At 59.4% G+C, this 18,463-nt stretch carries 15 protein-coding genes; 3 read left to right on the top strand and 12 right to left on the bottom strand.

What is annotated here, in order from left to right; genetic code table 11:
* The first annotated feature begins 38 nt into the window (after nt 1-38).
* Complete coding sequence (locus ACR0AL_RS19115) at nt 39-1,178, top strand: alpha-D-ribose 1-methylphosphonate 5-triphosphate diphosphatase (RefSeq protein WP_480664297.1); 1,140 nt, start codon at nt 39-41, stop codon at nt 1,176-1,178.
* On the opposite strand, the gene ACR0AL_RS19110 is transcribed toward ACR0AL_RS19115, so the two are convergent.
* Genes ACR0AL_RS19110 through ACR0AL_RS19080 form a run of 7 tightly spaced genes read right to left on the bottom strand, consistent with a single transcriptional unit; the run spans nt 1,179 to nt 7,670 of the window.
* Nucleotides 1,179-1,655, bottom strand: coding sequence for a class I SAM-dependent methyltransferase (locus ACR0AL_RS19110; RefSeq protein WP_480649018.1), 477 nt, complete (start codon nt 1,653-1,655; stop codon nt 1,179-1,181).
* On the bottom strand, nt 1,652-2,419 hold the full coding sequence (locus tag ACR0AL_RS19105) for a polysaccharide deacetylase family protein (protein WP_480664295.1): 768 nt from the start codon (nt 2,417-2,419) through the stop codon (nt 1,652-1,654). The genes ACR0AL_RS19110 and ACR0AL_RS19105 overlap by 4 nt, the downstream gene beginning before the upstream one ends.
* The gene (locus ACR0AL_RS19100; protein ID WP_480664293.1) at nt 2,416-3,558 is read right to left on the bottom strand and encodes a glycosyltransferase family protein; all 1,143 of its coding nucleotides are present in this window, start codon (nt 3,556-3,558) and stop codon (nt 2,416-2,418) included. The genes ACR0AL_RS19105 and ACR0AL_RS19100 overlap by 4 nt, the downstream gene beginning before the upstream one ends.
* Nucleotides 3,555-4,139: a histidine phosphatase family protein gene (locus ACR0AL_RS19095; RefSeq protein WP_170351807.1), complete on the bottom strand. Its 585-nt coding sequence runs from the start codon at nt 4,137-4,139 to the stop codon at nt 3,555-3,557. Before ACR0AL_RS19095 ends, ACR0AL_RS19100 begins: the two co-directional genes overlap by 4 nt.
* Nucleotides 4,136-5,212, bottom strand: a complete 1,077-nt coding sequence (locus ACR0AL_RS19090; protein ID WP_480664291.1) for a glycosyltransferase family 4 protein — start codon at nt 5,210-5,212, stop codon at nt 4,136-4,138. The genes ACR0AL_RS19095 and ACR0AL_RS19090 overlap by 4 nt, the downstream gene beginning before the upstream one ends.
* A complete protein-coding gene (locus tag ACR0AL_RS19085; RefSeq protein ID WP_480664289.1) occupies nt 5,212-6,459 on the bottom strand; it encodes a glycosyltransferase family 4 protein in 1,248 nt (415 codons plus the stop codon). The genes ACR0AL_RS19090 and ACR0AL_RS19085 overlap by 1 nt, the downstream gene beginning before the upstream one ends.
* Complete coding sequence (locus tag ACR0AL_RS19080; RefSeq protein ID WP_170351804.1) at nt 6,456-7,670, bottom strand: glycosyltransferase family protein; 1,215 nt, start codon at nt 7,668-7,670, stop codon at nt 6,456-6,458. Before ACR0AL_RS19080 ends, ACR0AL_RS19085 begins: the two co-directional genes overlap by 4 nt.
* A gap of 371 nt (nt 7,671-8,041) precedes the next feature.
* On the opposite strand from ACR0AL_RS19080, the gene ACR0AL_RS19075 reads away from it, so the two are divergent.
* The gene (locus ACR0AL_RS19075) at nt 8,042-10,408 is read left to right on the top strand and encodes a mechanosensitive ion channel family protein (RefSeq protein ID WP_170351803.1); all 2,367 of its coding nucleotides are present in this window, start codon (nt 8,042-8,044) and stop codon (nt 10,406-10,408) included.
* Between the two features lie 87 nt (nt 10,409-10,495).
* On the opposite strand, the gene ACR0AL_RS19070 is transcribed toward ACR0AL_RS19075, so the two are convergent.
* Genes ACR0AL_RS19070 through ACR0AL_RS19050 form a run of 5 tightly spaced genes read right to left on the bottom strand, consistent with a single transcriptional unit; the run spans nt 10,496 to nt 17,717 of the window.
* Nucleotides 10,496-11,851, bottom strand: a complete 1,356-nt coding sequence (locus ACR0AL_RS19070; RefSeq protein ID WP_480664287.1) for a CoA transferase — start codon at nt 11,849-11,851, stop codon at nt 10,496-10,498.
* Nucleotides 11,848-13,002: an ABC transporter permease gene (locus ACR0AL_RS19065; RefSeq protein WP_170362473.1), complete on the bottom strand. Its 1,155-nt coding sequence runs from the start codon at nt 13,000-13,002 to the stop codon at nt 11,848-11,850. The genes ACR0AL_RS19070 and ACR0AL_RS19065 overlap by 4 nt, the downstream gene beginning before the upstream one ends.
* On the bottom strand, nt 12,999-14,027 hold the full coding sequence (locus ACR0AL_RS19060) for an ABC transporter permease (RefSeq protein ID WP_170351800.1): 1,029 nt from the start codon (nt 14,025-14,027) through the stop codon (nt 12,999-13,001). Before ACR0AL_RS19060 ends, ACR0AL_RS19065 begins: the two co-directional genes overlap by 4 nt.
* Nucleotides 14,028-14,041: 14 nt before the next feature.
* Nucleotides 14,042-15,952 carry an ABC transporter substrate-binding protein gene (locus tag ACR0AL_RS19055; protein ID WP_480664285.1) on the bottom strand — a complete coding sequence of 637 codons (1,911 nt, stop codon included), beginning with the start codon at nt 15,950-15,952 and terminating at the stop codon, nt 14,042-14,044.
* On the bottom strand, nt 15,945-17,717 hold the full coding sequence (locus ACR0AL_RS19050; protein WP_480664283.1) for an ABC transporter ATP-binding protein: 1,773 nt from the start codon (nt 17,715-17,717) through the stop codon (nt 15,945-15,947). Before ACR0AL_RS19050 ends, ACR0AL_RS19055 begins: the two co-directional genes overlap by 8 nt.
* 275 nt (nt 17,718-17,992) lie before the next feature.
* On the opposite strand from ACR0AL_RS19050, the gene ACR0AL_RS19045 reads away from it, so the two are divergent.
* The gene (locus tag ACR0AL_RS19045; RefSeq protein ID WP_254428615.1) at nt 17,993-18,448 is read left to right on the top strand and encodes a class I SAM-dependent methyltransferase; all 456 of its coding nucleotides are present in this window, start codon (nt 17,993-17,995) and stop codon (nt 18,446-18,448) included.
* The last annotated feature ends 15 nt before the right edge of the window (nt 18,449-18,463 follow it).

The raw sequence follows: 18,463 nt of genomic DNA, 5'->3' as shown, positions 1-18,463 counted from the left end.
CGCAGCCTTTCCACTTGTTCAGACCGTGTGAAGTTCAGATGACAGAAGAAATGATCCTTGCCAATGCCACGCTTGTTCTTGCCGATGAGACGATCACCGGCAGCGTCCGTATCGTAGGTGAATCGATTGCCGAGATCGCCACCGGCCGCACGGTTCCCCCGGGCGCGATTGATTGCGAAGGTGACTATGTCAGCCCCGGTCTGGTCGAGCTGCACACCGACAATCTGGAACGCCATATCCAACCGCGCCCCAAGGTCGACTGGCCGCATGCGGCGGCCATCTTGGCCCATGATGCCGAGCTGGCCAGCACCGGGATCACCACTGTCTTCGATGCGATACGCGTCGGGTCAATCCCCAGCGGCCAGCGTTACCGACGATACGCCCGCGAACTGTCTCGTGAACTGTGGCAACTACGGGAACAAGACGTGTTGAAGATCAGCCATTTTCTGCATCTTCGGGCCGAGGTGTGTTCAGAGACCCTGGTCGAGGAGTTAAACGAGTTCGGCCCCGAAGATAGGGTTGGGCTGGTTTCGTTGATGGATCACACACCTGGCCAACGTCAGTTTCAAGATATGTCGAAACTTGAGATTTACCTGAAAGGAAAGCTGGGGTTGGAGGGCGAAGGGTTTCAGCGCCATGTCGCGGACCTCAAGGCAATGCGAAAGCGCAACGGAGACAAGCACGAGGTCGAAACCGTCAAGGCCGCCAAGCGGTTTGGGGCCATGCTGGCCAGCCATGATGACACCACACCGGAACAGGTGCGAGTCTCGGCAGGACACGGCATCCGGCTGGCCGAGTTTCCCACCACCGTCGAGGCCGCACGCGCCTGCAGCGAACACGGGATAAAGGTGATGATGGGGGCGCCTAATCTGATCCGGGGCGGGTCGCATTCCGGCAATGTGGCCGCTCAGGAACTCGCCGATCTGGGCCATCTCGACATTCTCTCCTCAGATTATGTTCCCGCCGCGTTGCTGTTGTCGGCTACACGTCTGGGGGAGATATGGGGCAATATGGCCCGTGGCCTGCGAACGGTGACGCGGACGCCAGCACAGGTTGTTGGTTTGGACGACCGCGGAGAACTGCGCAGCGGCGCGCGCGCAGATATCATCCGATTCTGTCTTCACCATGGCGCCCCGGCGCTGAACGGGGTGTGGTCTCGTGGACGGCGCGTGGCTTGATCAGGCGCGGTAGAACAGATACCGGCCCGGCGCGATGGTATCCGGACCTTTGATCTCTTCGAACCCGGTTAGAGGTTGCCCCGATATCAGCAACCCGCCGGGCCGCATTACCCGCGCAATTAGCGGGCTAAGACGCGCTGCTTCGGCAACATCGTCTTCTTTGATGCCACGCCCAAAATCATAATGGGCCAGCGCGATCTTTGGCCCGTCGATACCAAGCTTTTCAAGCATGGGCTCCGCTTCGCCCTGCAGAAAGTCCTCGGCCGGAGGGGTGCTGGACGGATGGCATTGCAGCACCCGGTCCATGACCCAGATCCGCCGATCTGGCAGAATTTCCCGCAAATGGTCATAGGTGCGACCGTTGCCCAGCCCCATGTCCAGAACATCGCCGTCCATGTCGCTGATCTGCGCGACCGCCCAATTCAACCCGTCGCGTTGCGCGGTCAGGCGGCGTAGCATGGAATCCAGTCGGCTCATTCGGGTTCTCCGGTTGGTATTGTGGGGCCTGCCCAGGCAAAACCGGGGCCGTCCAGAAGTCGGCTCAGCAGCTCTTGGGTAAAGGTCCAGATCTCCTGAACATGGACCAGATGGTGGGTCAAGACGCCAAAAGGTTCGGTAATGTCGGCGCGTCCTTCACGCCGGTCGCGTAAAAGGTCTGCTGTCTGAATGATCAACTTGTCCGCCGCCACCAACCCGCGCGTTCCGCGCCAGTCAATCGGGTCCAGATGGGTGTTGATCTGCTCCAGCCTTGGGACAGGTTCCCGCGTCTTGCGCGGTGTCGCTGTCGAGACGATGCGATACCCAAGATCAGGTAATTCCTGCACCACCTCGGGCGCGATGCGGTTCCAGGGCGGTACAAACATCGGACACAGCCTGTCTCCGAACAAAGTACGCAGGCGCTCCAGCCCGGATTGCGCGTCGACGATTATGGCCTCAAGCGGGCGGTGCAACCCGAATTCGGATTTCTTCTCGTCAGGCGGTGCGTGGTTTTGATGAGCCCAGCCATGCACTACAGGAATCAGCCACTGCTGCTGCGTGACGTAATCGCCCAGCCCGGCATCGGCATCACGAGGAATGATCGCCAGATGAACGGACAGGCCAAGCGACCGTGACAGCTCTGACAGCCTTTCAAGCTGCGGTGTCCTTGATATGGCGTCATCATCCCGCCACCACAGCGGCAGCGACAAGCCCTGCGCCTGCCAGATGTCCAACTCCGCCTCCAAAGGGCGCCAGTCCATCATCTTGTTTGCTCCCGCAAGTTCACGGCAATCTCGACCGATCTTGCGGCCCCGTCAAAGCCCTGCGCTGAAACCGGGCGTGGGCCATCTGACATGACCGACGCAACGGCCCGTGCTAATGAATCCCCATTAAGGGATTTGCTAGGCAACACATCGATGGCCGACAGGTCCGAGAGGCTCTGACCACGCAAACCCTGCTCAACCTCTTTGCCGTCGTCGAACGGGATAAAAACCGCAGGCGTTCCCGATTGCAAAATATCCAGCGCCGTGTTGTAGCCGCACATACTGACTGAGGCCGCCGCATGGGGCAGCATTTGCCGGAAGTCCGGGCGCACCGGTTCCAGCGTCACTTGGGCATCGCCCACGAGTTGTGACAGTTGATCAATACGTGCCCTTGCGTCCTGCCCCCCCACCAAAAGGCGCCAGCGCCTGTTGGGTATCTTTTGGGCGGCCTCGATGGCCGCGCGAAAGATCGGCTGGCCCACAGATCCGCCACCGGCGCTGACCAATATTTCGCCATCGCCCACCGCGTCAGGATGCGGCACAGGCGCCTCGGGCGCAACAAAACCGGTATAGAACAACCGCGAGCGCAATCGATCGGTCACCGGCCAGCTCACCTCCAGCGGAACAACGCTTTGATCTGAATGGACGAGGATACCGTCGTAATACTGGCACACGATCTCTTCCGTGCGTTCCGCCTTTGATGCCTTCGATGGCGGGGCCAGAATATCGCGGATCGAGCCCAGAACGACCGGCCGTCGCGGTAAGTTCCTGGCGGCCACCAAGGCGGCATTGAACTCGGCCGCAAGTGACCGGCGACCAAAGGGAAAAAGCTCGGTGATCAGCACATCAGGTGCGAAACTCTGCACGGCTGCGACCAATGCGGTTTCGCGCGATGTCAGATAGGCGGCATCGGCCACTTCATCGCTTTGGGTCAAAAGCCGGGTGAAATCCGTGCCGTCCGAACGCAGCGGTGGAAGCCCCAACAGGGTCATGCCCGCGCTGTCTAGCTGTGGTGCCGGCATTCCACCCGAGACAACAAAGGTCTCGTGCCCGGCCCGTACGAAAGCCCGGCCCAAAGTCAGCGCCCGGCTCAGATGCCCAGTGCCCAACAAGTGCGTGACAACGATCATCACCTTCATTGTGATGCCTCTGGTCTGATCAGGCGGACGGGTTCGGGCTGGGGACGTAGTGTCGACATATCGACGATATACATGCGGTTGCGTTTGATTTTAAAGGGGGCGGGGCCATTGAAATCCCATCCCCAGGCCCGCGCCAGAATGACCCGTATAATACCGATGTGGCAGACGGCAACCGTGTCGTCTGACAAAGCGTCCAGCCAGGGCTGCAGACGCGACCAGACCTCAGCTGGGCTTTCACCGTTTGGCGGACGAAAATCCCAGCTCCAGTCTTCGATATGGCGGTATCCGCTGTCTGGGTCGGCAATCAGGTCGACCCCGTGTAACCCTTCCCAATCACCCCAGTTCATCTCGGTCAGCGCGTCCGAAGTCTGCGGCTCGCGTCCCGCGACCAGACGGGCGGTTTCGCTGGCCCGCAGCAGGGGGCTGGACCAGAGGTCCGCGTCCTTCCATGGCGCGGGCAGTTGCATAGCGGATAGCTCTGCCTGCGCATCTTCGTCCAGCGGTATATCACTGCGTCCCTGAATGCGGCCCGCGCGGTTCCAATGGGTGTGACCGTGCCGAAGCAGTGCTAGCCGGGTCATGATCGAACCTCCATCAAGGGTCGTGTTGCCTGCCAGAACCGGTCGGTTGCTGCAGGCATCAGGTGACGTTCGGCCACGCGCGCGCGGGCTTTGGCCCCCAGTGACAGGCGCAAAGAAAGGTCATCCAGCAAGGTGCGCAGCCGTGCGGCCAATCCTTCGGGGCCAGCGTCGACCGAAGGATAGTCCGACGGGGACAGCACATCCCGCACGCCGGGCCGGTCCTGCGCTACAACAGGCACACCGCTGGCCTGCGCCTCAAGATAGATCATGCCATAGGCCTCGTTCACTCCCGGCCACAACAGTACCGAGGCCGCACCGTACAGCTTCTGCAATGCATCGCGGTCACATTGCCCCAGAAACCGGACCTTTGATCCGAACGGCGCCATCAGCACCTCGACTTCGGGACGTGCTGGGCCATCACCCGCAATATCCAAGGACCAGTCGCCGTCCAATAAGGCCAGAGCCTGCGCTAGAAGAGTGTAAGAAGCCAGCTTGTCACCGTGCCGCATCATGCCCACGGTCAGCATCGGCCCCTCACAGCCCGAGGCGGGCGGCAAATCCGACCGAGGCAGGAACGGGGGCAGTTCCACAAGGCTTTGATCCCCGTACCGTTCCCGCTGCAGCGTGATCAGGTCGTTGGTGGTGTGGTAGAAGATCACCTGCGCCGCATCACAGGCGTCATGTGCAGCTTTTGCAAACCCGGCCCAGGGACCTGTCAGGCGGCTGGTTGCGCGGGTGCTTTCCAACTGAACGTAGGGAATGTTGCGCGCCTTGCAGACACGCGGGCCCAGCAGATCGGGGGACTTGTAATAGTTGTGATAGGTCACCCAAAGCGCGGTGTCCGCGGGAAGATCGGCGAGCAGACGTTGCACCTCGGCGTCAGCTTCGGCGCGCAATGCGGCCTGCACCTGCGCGTCCCCGGCTTTGTCGTAGGTACGCAGCCGCGAGGCCAGTTCGACCGTATCCTCTCGCGCGGCGATCGCGTGCATCAGGTTGCGGGCCATTTCGCGATCCCCCGACGGCACCGGGCTGTCCGGCGCTTTCATCGGAGAGTAAAAGGCCACTCGTGCCATCAGCCTATGTCCGAACCCAATGCGCGCAGTCGTTTGGACAGGCGGGCAATGCCGGGGTCCATGCGGAAATCGGCGATCAAACGATCATAGGCGGCACTTGCCATCAAAGCAGTTTGCTGCGGATCGGCGGCCAGATCGATGATGGCGCTGGCCAATGCGGCCGGATCATCGTCGGACAAGACGCCGTGGGTGCCGGTTTCAATAAACTCGGGGATGGCCGATACCGGCGTCGACAGGATCGGCAAAAGCTGTGATGCGGCCTCCATCAAAACATTGGGTAGCCCGTCGCGGTCTCCGTCACTGGCGATCCGGCTGGGAAGCACAAACAGGTCTGCGCTGCGCATTGCTTCGATCACTTCGGGTTGATCACAAGCGCCTTGCCACGTTATCCGTTGCGACAGGCCAGCGGCGTCGGCTCGATTACGCAAGGAATTGCCAAGTGTTCCGCCGCCAATGTGCGTCCAGTGCCAGTCCAGCGTTTCTGGCAGCATGGCAAACGCGTCGATCAGCCGGTCAAAGCCCTTTTTCTCGACCAGACGACCGACCGAGAGCATGTGAAACGGCCCGTCCGGCGCGCGTGGCATACGGTTTGGCGGAGATGGAAAACGGTTCAGATCCAGCCCGTGATAGATCAGGTGAACCCGCGCGGGATCGTCGGCCAAACTGCGTAGATGGTCGGCCCCAATTGCCGTGCAGGTCGCACCAAAAGCCGCTCCATGAGTGTCGGCGCGCAGTTTTTCGATCTTTTCCCACTCGGGTGATGTCCAGATGTCCTTGGCGTGGGCAGAAAAACTCCACGGCAGGCCACGCATGATGGCGGCGTAGCGCGCGACCGAGGATGGGGTGTGCATGAAATGCGCATACATCACTTGTGTCGCGTCGGGTAATTCGGCGGCCAGAACGCAGGCCTGACCAAAACGCCGTATGCGGTTGTGGGTCGGATCACGGCGCAGATCGGCGCGCCAGACCCGGTAGGCCTCGGCATAGCCCGGCAGGGCTTGCGCAGTCTGTCGCGCAGCCCAGACACGCTGTGGTTCTTCGTAAAGGTATTCTGGCAGGTAATGCACCTGACCCTGAAAACGGTCGTGCAGCGGGTGCCGTTTTACGTCGGTCGGATGGCGCAAAGACCAGATGTCAAAGCTGTGCCCGGCCTCTTGCAGGGCGACAAGTTCCTGGGCAATGAACGTCTCGGACAGGCGCGGCCACCCTTTGACCAGCACCGCCAGTTTCGGCTGGGCTGTGGTCATCCGATGGCCCGTTCCTGTTCCTGGCCTAGCAACGCGTCAACGCGGTCGATGACATAATCCAACCCGTCCAGCAGCCCGTCCTGAATGGTCTGCGATGGCAGGGGTTGGTGCGGCAGGTCGCGGATCGCCTCGATCATCGCATCCGCTGTCAGCCCGTCGCGGTTTTCGTCCAGCATCCGCACAAGGCCCAGCCCTTCTGCGCGCGAGGCGCGAATCCACTGTTCTAGTCGTGGCGTCGTGCGAGGCACGATGACGGCACGTTTGTCAAAGGACAGAACTTCGCAGAAAGTATTGTAACCGCCCATACAGACCACCCCGGCGGCACCCGCAAAAAGCGTTTCGATCTGGGATTCGAACCCCACGGCGGTCACCCGGCCATTCAACGCGGCAACGCGGGTCTCGAATTCTTCACGCAACTCACCGGAAAGAAAGGGGCCGTAAACCAGCACTGCACGCGGCGACAGGGTAGGGTCTTTTTCGTAAGCGGAGAGAACCTGGTTCACCATCGCCTTACCGTCGCCACCGCCACCTGGCGTGATCAGGATGTAGGGTTGTTCAGGTGGCTCGCCTACAGGGCCAAGATCCCGCCGCAGGTAACCGGTCCAATGCGTGCGCGATTGCGCCGCGTGGCTAAGCGGCAGCCCTTTGGTCGGATCATAGATCGAGCGCAGACCGTAAACCCAGATTTCGTGATAGAAGCGCTCGGTCGCGGCAAGGGCCTCTTTCCGCTCCCACTCGGCGGCCAGAACTTCGGGTTCGTCCAGCACGTCGCGCAGGCCAAGAACCAGCTTGGTGCGTTGCGAATGCAACAGATGTTCCAGTGTCGGCAGCAACTCCCCACGAAAACCGGTGGGTTCCTTGTCGACGATCAGCATATCGGGGTCGAATTGCTGGACGGCAGTCTGGATCAGACCTGCGCGCAGTTCGGTTACCTCTTCGATCCCCATGCCAATGGTGCGCGCTGCATACGAGCCATCGGCACGTTTGGTCACACCTGGCAGGCGCACGTGGTCGACCCGGCGCGGAAAGGTGAACCGACCTGCCACGGGTGACCCGGTCAGGATCAGGGCTGACGCTTGCGGGTTGGCTTGCGTGATAGCTGCGGCAAGGGCGCGCGATCGGCGCAGATGCCCCAATCCAAATGTATCGTGGCTGTAGAACAGTATGCGCGGCGCACGGCCGGTGATGTTGTTTTGTATTCCTAGGCTCATGCCTTCGCCTGTCGTGTCCCTGGGTGCAAATCCGCGCGTTAAACTCCGTTACCGTATATTCTTTGACGCCGCTTGCCAAAGGGGGTGCCGAGATTGTGCAAATTCGTCAAACATGGCGAAATGGCAACAGCCAAAGTACAGATGGTATTGGGGCGTTTTTCCCCGTTACACCCTGCGTTGATCTTGCCATTCCACTCATACTACTGGGTCGGTCATATTCAGTTTTTCCAAGGTTGCAAACACTCTTGTCGCCTGCATTGCAGCCGAAACACGAAATGACACGAACTTGAGCCGTGAAACGCTGAATATTTGAATACGCTCAGGCGCTTCTGTAACCTGCGATGCAACATACGACTTGGACAGAAAAATTGATGAAACTCAGACTAATTGCTGGAATGGCTCTGATCCTGTGGGCGTTTGCTGCGGCCTTCGTCACAGAGGCATCGGCGCAAGTCCCTTTGATCCCCGGATATACCTCAGAGTCTGAGGCCGAAACTGGGACCGATGGTGATCTGGCTGCCGCGATCAAGGCGGCAACCGAGGCCGGCGCCAGCATAATTGTCATCGACAGCGCGGGGCAGGTTGTGTCTTCGGGCGGTCAGCCAGGTGCTGATGCCTCGGCCGAGGACGCGCATGGGCCGATGGGCGACGGATCGCAACTGATGAAAGCGCAGGAAAGGTTCTCAAAGTTCCGCGAGTCCATGGAATCGCGCCTAGAGGCTTTGCCCTATTCTATTTTCGAAGTTCAGTACGTCCTGCGGCAGACCAGCCCGGATGGCCGCATTCAGACCTATGTCGAGGTTCTGGCGTGGAACATTCTGTTTCTGCTGCTGGGGCGCTGGCTGTCCACCGAGATTTACGGCAAGCGCATGGCCAAAAAGCTGGTTGTGGCACGGTCCAAGGAAAACCCGCAGGGCTATCGGGAGAAAATGCCGTTTTTGGTGTTCCGGTTTTTCATGGGGATCGGGGGCACGATCTTTGCGATGCTGATGGCGCTGATCGTGGGGTACCTGTTCTTTGGTGAAGCCGAAGATATCTCGATTCAGTTTACGGTCACTGCGATCTTTACGGCGTTTTTCCTGTCGCGCACGATATCCGACCTGTGGCGGATGGTTCTGTCCCCTTATCTGAGCCAATACCGTTTGCCGCCCTTCTCAGATCGAGACGCAAAGCGGCTGTATTTCTGGGCGTCGGCGCTGGCGACCTACGACATCTCGGTTGTGTTGTTCGCCACTTGGGTGGCGGATTTTGGGTTGAACTACAATGTCTATGCCTTGGTCTATGGTGGCCTGACCATGTTGGGCGCGCTGGGTAATTTGTTGATGATCATGTTCAATGCGCGCGCCATTTCGAATGCCATTCGCGGCGGGCGCGCACCGGACCAAGTGTCGTGGATTTTGCGGTTCATCTCATTCGCGTGGGCGCCTGTGCTGGTTGTCTATATCGTATTCAGCTGGTTCAAGCTGGCGGTGGATCTGGTGCTTGAGAATGAGAATTCTCTGCCGATCGTGGCCAGCAGCTATTTGATTTTCATGTCTGTGGTCGTGGCCTACGGAGCAATGAATTACCTGCTGGAGCGTTACTTTGACCGTAACCGCCAAATGGAAGACATGAATGCGGCGGCCACGGAAGAGGATGATGAAGCCGTCGAGACACCCGAGGCGGAACTGCGCCAACATTCGATCCTGACATATGAGGATTTGGCCCGTCGCGTGGCAGGGATTTTGGCCTTTGTGGTCGGGCTTTATGCGTTGGTGGTGATCTGGAACCCCGAAGCCAGCTGGAGCGAGGACTTGCCGGTCGAGCGTGCGCTGGATGTGATGGTCATCCTGTTCATCGGCTATATTCTCTTCCACTTCTTCCGCATCTGGATCGACTCGAAAATTGCTGAAGAAACCGATGATGGCGGCGAAGAGGCCGAGTTGGGCGATGAAGGCGGCGAAGGCGGGCAAAGCCGTCTGGCGACCCTGCTGCCCCTGTTCCGTGGGGCGATCCTGGCCGTTGTCGTCGTTACCATCGTTTTGATCGTGTTGATGGAGTTGGGGATTAATGTCAGCCCGCTGTTTGCCGGTGCCGGGGTGGTAGGTCTGGCTGTTGGGTTCGGCTCGCAAACGCTGGTGCGCGATATCTTTTCGGGGGCGTTCTTCCTGATGGATGATGCCTTTCGTAAAGGAGAATACATCGACATCGGGGATGTGAAGGGGACGGTTGAAAAAATCTCGGTTCGTTCATTCCAGTTGCGTCACCATCTGGGCGCGCTGAACACGATTCCCTTTGGTGAGATCAAGGTGCTGACCAACTATTCCCGCGATTGGGTGATCATGAAATTGCCGTTGCGTGTGACCTATGACACCGATGTTGAAAAGGTGCGCAAGCTGATCAAGAAGCTGGGTCAGCAATTGCTGAGCGACCCCGTGATCGGCGACAACTTTATCCAGCCGTTGAAATCGCAGGGCGTGATTGAGATGCAGGATTCCGCGATGATCATCCGGGTCAAGTTCATGACCAAACCCGGTGACCAGTGGCTGGTGCGCAAGAGAGTCTATCAAGATATCCGCGAGCTATTCGCACGCGAAGGGATCAAGTTTGCTCATCGCGAAGTCACCGTGCGGCTGGCCGAAGGCAAAGAACCCGAGGATCTGACGCCGAAGCAGCGTGAAGCCGTGACCGGCGCGGTGCAGGCGGCGATTGATGAGGATTATCTGGACGATATCGGCCCCGGCGGGGATGATCGCTAGGGAAGGCTCCCGCCCCCTTGGGATGCGTCTCTGACGAGAACCCCCCAAAGTGTTGGGCCGGGCCGCGCGTACCGCGCGGCGGTTGGCTCAGGTGGTCAGCGAAGGCCAGATAGGTTGGGATGTGCCCAGCTTCGCGGCTGGCAGAGGCCATGACATATGGGCCTGGCCAACGGACAAAGCCGGTTTCAGGCGATGGCCGGGGCCCCAGCCGGAAGCTTCAATCTCTTGTGCGTAATCGGAAGTTGTGGGGGTTGTGATCTCTTCGTCCTGCTCGGATTTTGCCAACGCAGCCAGTAGTTCCGCTGTGCGGGCCAGGGACAGCTGCGCCAGCATGATGGAGTTTGCAGACGCGGCTTCGGCCAGTGCTGACAGGACCGTCGCAGCCATCAGATAGCCTGTCGCGTGATCCAGCGCCTGAACCGGCAGAGGGGTGGGTTTTTCGGCCTTGGCCCAAGCGCGACCCGCGTCTGCGATGCCAGCGCTCATCTGTACGAGGCTGTCAAAACCACGTCTGTTGGACCACGGCCCCTGCCAGCCATAAGCGTTCAGAGTGACCTCAATTCGGTTGGGAGCCAGTTCATCACGTTTTATCTTGGTCAGTCCAAGCGCATCCAGCGCACCCGGGCGGTAGCCATGAATGAAGACATCTGCTTGCGCCAGCAGGTCTTCCAGCTTCTTCAGACCGGCTGGCGATTTCAGATCTAGATAGGCGCAGTGTTTGCCCAGTGAAATACCCGGAATGACACCCGGCTCATCCCATCCGGGCGGGTCGATGCGCAGAACTTCGGCACCGAACCCCGCAAGCGTACGGGTCGAGACCGGTCCGGCCAGAACACGCGTCAGGTCCAGAACGCGCAAGCCTGCCAGCGGACGTCGAGCCGTTGCCTCGGGACGGTCGCGCGGCGTGATATGCCGCGGGCTGTGCCATCCGATCAGCGGATCGCGCGACACCGCCCGCCCTTGCGGGTGTTCCAGCCATTCGGTCCGACCGCGCATCGCGGCGGCCGCGCCGCCCTCGGCCACAACCGAGGTTTCTAAATCGGCGATGGACCAGTCTTTCACAGCCTGTGCAACTGCGTCCCGGTTGGCTTGCGCTTTCAGCACCTTCAGCGCCGCTGCCCGGTGGGAGGGCAGATTGGTGTGCAGCCTGATCCAGCCATCCGACGCCTGATAATCCCCGGCGATTGGGTCCCAGAGGCTGGGCATCTCCCACCCGTCTGGTTTGAACGAAGACCCGTACCACAGCGAAGCCAAACGATGATTGACCGATATCTCAGGCGTTGTGGGGGCAAGGTTCATTGCTGTGATCAGGCGCGCCAACTCTTGACCAACGGCAGCGAAACTGGCGGTTGCCAGTTCGGATACAGCAAACGCGCTGGACCATGCGCCCTTCCCGGTCGACTTGTAGCTGTCTGCGGCGGGGAGGGCGGAAATCAGGCTCATTGCTGGTACGGGTCCAGACTGTCGCGCAATCCGTCGCCCAGGAAGTTGAACGCCAGTACAACGACAATGATTGGCAGCATTGGAATTGCCGTCCACGGATATATCTCGATCGAGGCCAGGTTCTGCGCGTCATTCAGCATCACCCCCCAGCTGACCGCAGGAGCGCGCAGCCCAAGGCCAAGGAAGCTGAGCGCCGTTTCTCCAAGGATCATCGCCGGGATCGACAAAGTGGCCGATGCGATCAGGTGGGACATGAAGTTGGGCAGCAGGTGTTTGCGGATCACGCGGCCCGAGCTTGCGCCCATCATCTCGGCGGCGCGCACGTATTCCTCTTCGCGCAGCGACAGGAATTTGGCGCGCACGGATCGGGCCAGACCGGGCCAATCGAGGATGCCGAGGATGATCGAGATGATGAAAAACACCGCCACCGGGCTCCAATTCGAAGGCACCGCGGCGGACAGGGCCAGCCACAAGGGTAGTTCAGGCAAAGAGCGCAGGATTTCAATGACCCGGTTGATCACCCAGTCGATCTTGCCGCCGAAATAGCCGGCCATTGAACCGAAGATAATTCCAAGGGTGAAAGACACCGAGATGCCGATTAAACCTACGGTCAGCGACAGCTGCGCGCCGTAGAGAATGCGACTGAACACATCCCGGCCCAGACGGTCCGACCCCCACAGGAACAGCGTGGCCCCTTCGGGCGCGCAGAACAGGTGAGTGTCGGATTTGATCAGGCCAGCCAGTTTGTATTCCGACCCTTCACAGAAAAACTTGATCGGGCGCGGATCTTCGAGGTCGGGTACGAATTTCCATTGGAAGGTTTCCAGATCGGCCTCGGCAACGATGGGAAAGACATGGGGGCCGATGAATTTGCCCTCATAGAACCAGTTGACGCTTTGCGGCGGCGCATAAAGATGCTCTCCGTTGCGTTCATTCGGACCATAAGGCGCGATGAACCCTGCGAAAGGCAGCATCAGATAACACAGCAGCAGGAAAATGCCCGAGATCAAGCCCAGCTTGTGAGTTTTGAACTTGCGCCAAACCAGCACCCAGTTTGGCGCGTCCAGATCGGCACGCTCAAGCTGTTGCAGGGCGGCGTCCGGGTCATAGGGGGCGTCGTCGACATAGCGACCATCGGGATGTTGGGTCATGCTTCACGCCCCTCGTACCGGATGCGCGGGTCAAGCATGACCAGCAGAATGTCAGATATCATGGTGCCGATGAGAGTCAGCAAGGCCACGAACATCAGAATAAAGGCGGACAGGAACTGATCCTGCGTTTTCAGTGCCGTCAGAAGGGTCGGGCCGATGGTTTGCAGGCCAAGAACAACCGAGACCAAAACCGAGCCGGACACCATCGAGGGTAGCAGGTTGCCGATATCCGCCACGAAGGGGTTGAACGCCACGCGCAGCGGGTATTTCGCCAGCATCCGCGACGGGGCCATCCCTTTGGCGATTGCGGTTTCCACATAGGGTTTCCCCAACTCGTCCAGCATGTTGGCACGCAAGCGTTGCATCATGGCCGAAGCCCCCGAGGTGCCGATCACAAAGGTCGGGACGATCAGGTGGACAAGAATGGACTTCAACTTGTCCCAACTCATCGGCTGGCCTTCAAAGGATGGGTCCATCAAGCCGCCGATGGGTAGGTTGAAGTAACGGTGGCCGTAATAGAACAGGATCAGCGCAAGCAGAAAGTTCGGCGTGGCCAGACCCAGATACCCCACAAAAGCCGACGTATAGTCGATCCACGTCCGGGACTTGGCAGCAGCAAGGACACCAAGCGGCAGCGCGACGGCGTAGACGAACAGGATGGCGGCCAGATTGACCACTACGGTCAACCACAGGGTATCGCCTACAATCTCGGCCACGGGGCGGTCGAATTCGAAGGACCAACCATAGTTGCCCTGCAGAAGCCCCTCGAACCCGTGCGGGCCGGGCCAGAATCCCATCCAGATCAGATATTGTTCCCAGACGGGCCGGTCCAGCGCATATTCCGCACGCAGAAATTCCGCCTTGGCCACGCCGGCAGACTGGCCGGAAGCCTGCAATTCGGCGATCTGATTGCTCAGGTAGTCTCCGGGCGGAAGGTTGATGATCACGAAGATCAGCACCGAGACCACCAACAGAGTCAGCAGCATCGTGAAAAAGCGATACACCGCATAGCGCAGCATGACCATTTAGCTGCTCCTGATCAGTCGGCGAAGAAGAATTCGTCCGGCCGGTGAATGCCGAAATGGGCGCCGGGCTCCCATGCCCACATGGCCTGTTCGGGCACGTTGCGCAGGCGGTTCGACACCACCACAGGCTGCGGTGCGCCGTTCAGAATGCCGATGGCAAATAGCTGTTCGGCATGAATGCTCAACATCTCGGTCCAGATTGCCTTGCGATCGGCGTCGTTGGTGGCGACCTCCCAATCATGGGCCAACTGCATCAGGCGTTCTGCCTCGGGCATGTCGGGGGCTTCGCCTGCGTCGCCACCGGTTTGATAAAATTGACCCCATTTGGGCCAGGCCAGAAAGACCTGATCGGTCGGAGCCAGATAAGCGGGCGAGGTGTGGGCCTGCGGAATACCGTCATCCCAGCCAAACCAGACCGAAGCCATTGTGTTTCCAGCAAAAACGCGGTTGCGCAAGATGTCCCTATCCAGCGGTCGCATGACCAGAGCGACGCCAATCTCGCGCCAGGTGTCGGTGACGATCTGCAGCGCGTTCTCGACCTCCTGCCGTTCACCGGCAGTTTCGATGATCAGTTCCATCGGGCGGCCATCGGGCAGCATGCGGATGCCGTTCTTGTCCCGCTCGGTCAATCCGGCCTCATCTAGTAGGGCATTGGCCATTTCGATGTCATATTGCGCCCAGGCCTGAGCGTTTTCCTCATCATAGAACGGTGACGCAGGCAGAACCGACATCGCGCCGGGCTGGGCCAGTTTGAAATACAGCGCCTGATTGATCGTCTTGCGGTCGATGGCAAGTGACAGGGCACGGCGCACGCGGACATCGCGTAGAACGTCGCGCCAACCGTCATCAGCAAAGTTCAGGTTCGGATAGATTGCGATCTGCGACGCGACACCGGTTTTCCACAGCCGTGTCTTGTAGTTCCCGACCTCTTCGCCCTTTTTCAGGATCGACGCATCGCGGAACGCCAGACCACGCCCTTGCAGGTCGGTTTCACCGGCATTGGTTTTTGCTGCGACCAGACCGGGGGCGACAATCTCCATCTCGACCACGTCGATATAGGGCAACTGCACACCGTTGCTGTCGATGCGGTGGTAATAGGGGTTGCGCACAAAGTTGTGCCGGATTTTCTTGCCCGAGCTGGCATTCAGCCATGGCTGAAGTGTGGGTAGTTCGTGGTTGTCGAATTTATAAAGGTTATCCAGCTTGTTGTGCAGTGCCGCCCAGCTTTTGACGCGGTTGTCTTCAACCAACGCGGCCATCTCTTCGGGATCTGCATATTTCTCGTGATACGGCTTCAGAAATGCAGCCGGTCGGTAAATGAAGGGCGGGCGCGCCTGTGCCAGTGATTGCAGGAAATCCGGGTTCGGGTCCTCCCATTCGAAAACTACGGTTGTTTCGTCGGGGTAACTCACCGTTGGCGTTTTGCCTTCGACGATCAGAAAATCGGGCGGGCCGGACGGGCTGAGCAGCTCGTTATTTGCGACATCTTCCCACCAGTACCTGAAATCCTCGGATGTAAACGGCGATCCGTCTGACCATTTATGCCCCTCGCGCAGGTTCAGGGTAAACTTGCGGTTGTCTTCGCTTTCGTAGGACTCGAGCAGGTCGGGTACAAGTTCGTAATTCTCGTTGAAACCCACCAGCCGGGCATAGCCATAGACAACCATCTGGCGGATGTCCTTGGACCGGGTGACCATAGTGCGCAAAGTGCCGCCTGGCGTTCCAAATTCACGCCCCTTCGCCGCCAGATCGACAACCAGCGGTTCATCGGGAAGGCGATCCTGAACAGGTGGCAGATTGCCCGCGCTCACCTCACTTTCCCAAAATCCGCTTTCCTTTGGGGTGGGTGTTTCCGCCGAGGCGGGCAGCATCCACGCAGCCGTCAGCGTGGCAGCCAGAAGCAGGGGGCGAGTGGTCTTAAACATGGCATCGTACCTTATGGCCGGGTTCCATCTCTACCAGCGAAGGTATCACGGAGTCAGTAAATCGGAAGGCGTCATCCCAACTGTCCGGCGAACCTGCGCCCAAAGCAACCAATTTCAGGTCGATTGGGCGGTTGATGTCAGGTTCTGGCTGGGCGGCAATCAGCGCCTTGGTGTACGGGTGGCGGGGATTGTAGAAAAGGGTCTCGGGCGGGGCCTGTTCAACGACCAGCCCGCGGCGCATCACGGCAACCTCGTCGGCAATGCGCGCCACAACGGCAAGGTCGTGAGAGATAAAGAAGTAGGACAGGTTCAGACTGTCCTGCAAATCTTCCAGCAGGGTCAGGATTTGTTCCTGAACCGAGACATCCAAAGCCGATGTAGGTTCGTCGCACACGATCAGCTGCGGGTCCAGCATCATGGCGCGGGCAATGGACAGACGCTGTCGCTGACCACCAGAAAAGGCATGAGGGTAGCGTTTCAGCATGTCGGCGTTCAGCCCAACCCGCAGCAGCATCTCGGCGGCTTTGTCACGCTGTTCAGATGCGGTGCCGATCTTGTGAATCTCCAACGGCTCGGTCATCGCATCCTGAATGCGCATGCGCGGGCTGAGCGAGCTGTAGGGGTCTTGAAACACCATTTGCGCCTTGCGCTGAAACGCAGTGCGCTGGGCGCGGGTCATGTGGTGGACGGTAATAGGGTCTTCGGTTGGCGAGGTGCGGAACAGAACCTCGCCGCCGGGATCGGGAAGTTCGGCGCCCAACGCGATACGCGCAGCCGTGGTCTTGCCCGAGCCGCTTTCGCCGACCACGGCCAGCGTCTTGCCGCGTGCGAGCTTCATGTCAACGCCACGGCAGGCATGGATCAGTTGTTCACCCTTCCAACCCTTGCTGGATCGCAAGGTGTAAGTTTTTGAGACGTTCTTGATCTGTAGGATCAGATCCTCGTCGGGCATCGGTATCCCAACTGAGTCTTCGTCCGGAATCTCGGGTGCGGCGTTGAACAATTGCTGCGTGTAAGGATGCGCGGGTGAGGTCAGGATCGGGGCGGCGGCCCCGGATTCCATCACACGGCCCTTGTGCATGACGACGACCTGTTCTGCCATATTGGCGACCACGCCCAGATCATGGGTGACAAGGATCAGTGCCATGCCGGTTTCGCGTTGCAATTCCTTGATCAGGCCCAGAACCTGCGCCTGTGTCGTCACGTCAAGCGCGGTTGTCGGCTCGTCCGCGATCAACAATTCCGGCTTGGACACCATCGCCATCGCAATCATGGCGCGTTGGCGCATGCCACCCGACAATTCAAACGGGTAAGAATCATATGCACGTTGGGGATCGGGAAAGCCAACGCGCTCGAACTGAGTCAAAACTTCTTGGCGGGCCTGCGCCTCGGAGGCGCCACGGTGCAGCCAGAGAACCTCGCTGACCTGATTGCCGATCTTGTGCAGCGGCGACAGGGATCGCATCGGTTCTTGAAAGATCATCGAAACGCGGTTGCCGCGAATGCCGCGCATCTGCTTTTCGCTAATCTTGGTCAGATCCTCTGTGCCTTTGGAATCATTCAGAATGATTGTCCCGCTGCGAATTTGCGCGGTGCGTGGCAAAATCCGCAACGCCGCCCTGCACGAGATAGTCTTGCCAGAACCGGATTCGCCGACCAGCGCAAGTGTCTGCCCCGCCTCGACGTCAAAATTGACGCCTTTGACAACGGGGTTGCCCGCACCAAAACCGATGCTCAAATCGCGGACAGACAACAAAGCTGTCATGCGGGTATTCCACCCGTTGGGCCGTAGGTCGGCATCGGCTTGATCAACTCCCCGTGTTTTTTGACGCAGTCTCGCGCGGTTGGGGCGGGGTAGTCAAACCCGTTCTTGGGGTGAAATGTCGCGGAAACGTGAAACTGACACCAATTTGTCTACACAAAGTCTTGAGGATTTGCGATCACGGGCCATGTCGACCCCATCTGGCAAATCGACTGATATCAAGGAGAGATTTCCCCGTGCCCGACGATCAAAGCCGACTCGATCTGTTCATTGACCGCATGGTGTCGCAACGCGCCTGTCTGGATTTTGCCATTGCCGAATCGCGTGGCATGGCGGGGCCGGTCTTTGAATTGGGTTTGGGCAATGGGCGGACCTATCATCACATGGCGCAATATGTGAAAGACCGCCCCGTGTACGTGTTTGAACGCGCGGTGGCGTCCCACCCAGATTCAACGCCCCCCGAGGATCGGGTGATTCTGGGCGATGTGCGCGAAACGCTGCCCGCCGCGCTGACGCGTTTCGGTGCCACTGCAAGCCTGATCCACGCGGACCTTGGCGGGCATAACCGAGAAAAGAACGACGCCTTTGCAAGATTTGTTTCACCGTTGATCCAACCTCTGCTCGCAGAAGGTGGTTTGATGGTCTCCAGTGATCGGATGTATTTCGACGAACTGACTGAATTGCCTTTGCCGCCCGGTGCGGTTCAGGGCCGGTGCTTCGTCTATCGCCGCTGAGACACAGGAGCATCC

It is taken from the genome of Ruegeria sp. BB1, assembly GCF_056539465.1.
This window is presented reverse-complemented; position numbering and strand designations above follow the sequence as displayed.